This is a genomic window from Streptomyces aurantiacus, from assembly GCF_001418335.1.
Classification (GTDB): Bacteria; Actinomycetota; Actinomycetes; order Streptomycetales; family Streptomycetaceae; genus Streptomyces; species Streptomyces aurantiacus.
On the sequence record NZ_LIPP01000425.1, the window covers coordinates 1 to 3,348 of the forward strand.

The 3,348-nt window shown below is 70.6% G+C and carries 2 protein-coding genes; both read left to right on the forward strand.

From position 1 onward, the window contains the following. Positions 1-601 (forward strand): phosphopantetheine-binding protein (locus tag AOK01_RS37600; protein ID WP_157871653.1); only part of this gene is annotated, 601 nt, incomplete at its 5' end. 49 nt (positions 602-650) lie between these two features. Then, positions 651-3,348, forward strand: a 2,698-nt coding sequence (locus AOK01_RS37605) for a type I polyketide synthase (RefSeq protein ID WP_157871654.1), incomplete at its 3' end; no start/stop codon positions are given.

Consider the following 3,348-nt stretch of genomic DNA (forward strand, 5'->3'; position numbering starts at 1 on the left):
CGCCGAAGCGGTCGGCCTGGCCACCCCTACCCCCACCGGCAGGCCGACCGCTTCGGCGGGCGCACGCCCCGCCGACCTGGCGGGCCGCCTGGCCGCCCTGCCACCGTCCGACCGGCACCACACGCTGGTCAGGCTCATCAGGGAACAGGCCGCCAACGTGCTCGGACACCACACCGACAGCCTCACGACGGGCGGCACCTTCAAGGAACTCGGATTCGACTCCCTCACCGCGGTCGAACTGCGCAACACACTGTCCGCTGCCACCGGCCTGCGCCTGCCCTCAGGTCTCGTCTTCGACTACCCGGACGCCGACGCCCTGGCCGAACACCTCGGAGGTCAACTCGCCCCCGAAGACGGCACGCCCGCCGGGCAGGAGGCCACCGACCCGCTCCTGCGCGAACTGGCGCAGCTTGAGAACGCCCTGTCCTCCGCCCCCGTCGAGCACATCGACGCCGACGCGGTGACGGCCCGACTTGAGTCGCTCCTGTCGAAGTGGAAGGCGGTCGGCGCATCCTCCGGCTCCACCACCGCGAAGGAACAGCTCCAGGTCGCCACGACCGACCAGGTCCTCGACTTCATCGACAAAGAACTGGGTGTGTGAAACGACCGTGCACGGTGCGACAACCACGCCGAAGGCTGGGTGAACTCTCATGGCGAGTGAAGAGCAACTGGTCGACTACCTCAAGCGGGTCGCCGCCGAGCTGCACGACACCCGGCAGCGACTGCGCGAGGTGGAGGAACGCCGGCAGGAGCCGGTGGCCGTCATCGGCATGGCCTGTCGTTTCCCCGGCGGCATCGAGACGCCCGAAGGCCTGTGGGACCTGGTGGCCGCGAGCGACGGCGCCATCGAGCCCTTCCCCACCGACCGGGGCTGGGACCTGGAAGCGCTGTACCACCCGGACCCGGACCACCCGGGAACCTGCTACGTCCGGGAGGGCGGATTTCTCAGCGCCGCCGACGAGTTCGACTCCGCGTTCTTCGGTTTCAGCCCGCGAGAGGCCCTGGCCAGCAGCCCGCAACTGCGACTGCTCCTGGAGACGTCGTGGGAGGCCCTGGAACGGGCGGGTATCGACCCGGCCTCGCTGAAGGGCAGCCCCACAGGCGTCTACGTCGGCGCCGCGACCACGGGCAACCAGACCCAGGGCGACCCCGGAGGCAAAGCCACCGAGGGGTACGCGGGCACCGCGCCCAGCGTTCTGTCCGGCCGTATCTCCTTCACGCTCGGCCTGGAGGGCCCGGCGGTCACCGTCGAGACCGCGTGCTCCTCCTCGCTGGTGGCCATGCATCTGGCGGCCAACGCCCTGCGCCAGGACGAGTGCGACCTCGCCCTCGCGGGCGGTGTCACCGTCATGTCCACACCTGAGGTGTTCACCGGCTTCTCGCGCCAGCGCGGCCTGGCTCCGAACGGCCGCTGCAAACCGTTCGCCGCTGCCGCCGACGGCACGGGCTGGGGCGAGGGCGCAGGACTGATTCTCCTGGAGCGCCTCTCCGACGCACGCCGCAACGGCCACCAGGTACTTGCGGTGATCCGGGGTTCGGCCATCAACCAGGACGGCGCCAGCAACGGCTTCACCGCGCCGAACGGGCCCTCGCAGCGCCGGGTCATCCGCCAGGCGCTCTCCAGCGCTCACCTCTCCACCTCGGAGATCGACGTCGTCGAGGCGCACGGCACCGGCACCAGGCTCGGTGATCCCATCGAGGCCGAGGCCCTCATCGCCACGTACGGCAAGGAGCGCGAGGACGACCGGCCGTTGTGGCTCGGCTCGGTGAAGTCGAACATCGGTCACACGCAGGCTGCGGCAGGTGTGGCGGGCGTCATCAAGATGGTGATGGCGCTGCGGCACGAACTGCTGCCCGCCACCCTGAACGTCGACGCACCGACCCCGCACGTCCAGTGGGACGGCGGCGGGGTACGGCTCTTGACTGAGCCGGTTCCCTGGCCGCGCGGGGAACGCCCGCGCAGGGCAGGCGTGTCCTCCTTCGGTATCTCGGGGACCAACGCGCACGTGATCCTGGAGGAGGCGCCGGTCGAGGACCGGGTCGCGCCGGCTGAGGTGGTGGCGGAGCCTTCGGGCGGGGTGGTGCCGTGGATGGTTTCCGGCCGGACCGGCGACGCGCTGCGTGAACAGGCTCGCCGTCTGGGCGGATTCACGACGGAATGCACCGACGCCTCACCCATGGAGGTGGGCTGGTCGCTCGCCACGAGCCGCTCGGTGTTCGAGCACCGGGCTGTGGTGGTGGGCCGGGACCGTGAGGCTCTGACTGCTGGCCTTGACGCGCTGGCTGCGGGTGAGGTGTCACCTGATGTGGTGTCGGGGGCTGCCGGTGACATCGGTCCGGGTCCGGTGCTGGTGTTCCCGGGGCAGGGCTCGCAGTGGGTGGGCATGGGCGCCCAACTTCTCGACGAGTCGCCGGTGTTCGCGGCTCGGATCGCCGAGTGCGAGCAGGCCCTGGCCCCGTATGTGGACTGGTCGCTGACCAGAGTCTTGCGCGGGGACGGTACGGAGTTGTCCCGGGTGGAGATGGTCCAGCCGGTGCTGTGGGCGGTGATGGTGTCGCTGGCCGCCGTCTGGGCCGACCACGGCATCACCCCCGCCGCTGTGATCGGCCACTCCCAGGGCGAGATGGCCGCCGCGTGTGTCGCGGGCGCACTGTCCCTGGAGGACGCGGCACGGATCGTAGCGGTACGTGGTGATGCGCTGCGCCGGCTTCAGGGGCACGGTGACATGGCCTCCCTGAGCACCGGGGCCGAAGAGGCGGCCGGTCTCATCGGGGACCGGCCGGGCGTGTCCGTCGCTGCCGTCAACGGACCCGCATCCACCGTCATCTCGGGTCCGCCCGAGCACGTAGCGGCCGTGGTCGCCGAGGCCGAGGCACAAGGCCTGCGGGCTCGTGTCATCGATGTCGGTTACGCCTCCCACAACCCGCAGATCGACCAGCTCCGCGATGAGCTCACCGAGCGGCTCCACACCATCCGGCCCACGACCACCGACGTGGCGTTCTACTCGACGGTGACTGCCGAACGGCTGGCGGACACCACCGTCCTGGACACCGGCTACTGGGTGACCAACCTCCGACAGCAAGTCCGCTTCGCCGACACCGTCGAAGCACTCCTGGCCGACGGCTACCGCCTGTTCATCGAAGCCAGCCCCCATCCCGTTCTCAGCCTGGCCATGGAAGAGACCATCGAGCAGGCCGATGTGTCCGCCACCGTCGTCCCGACCCTGCGCCGCGACCACGGCGACACCACCCAGCTCACCCACGCCGCCGCCCACGCATTCACCGCAGGCGCCCGGATCGACTGGCGGCGCTGGTTCCCCACCGAGCCCACCCCCCGCACCGTCGACC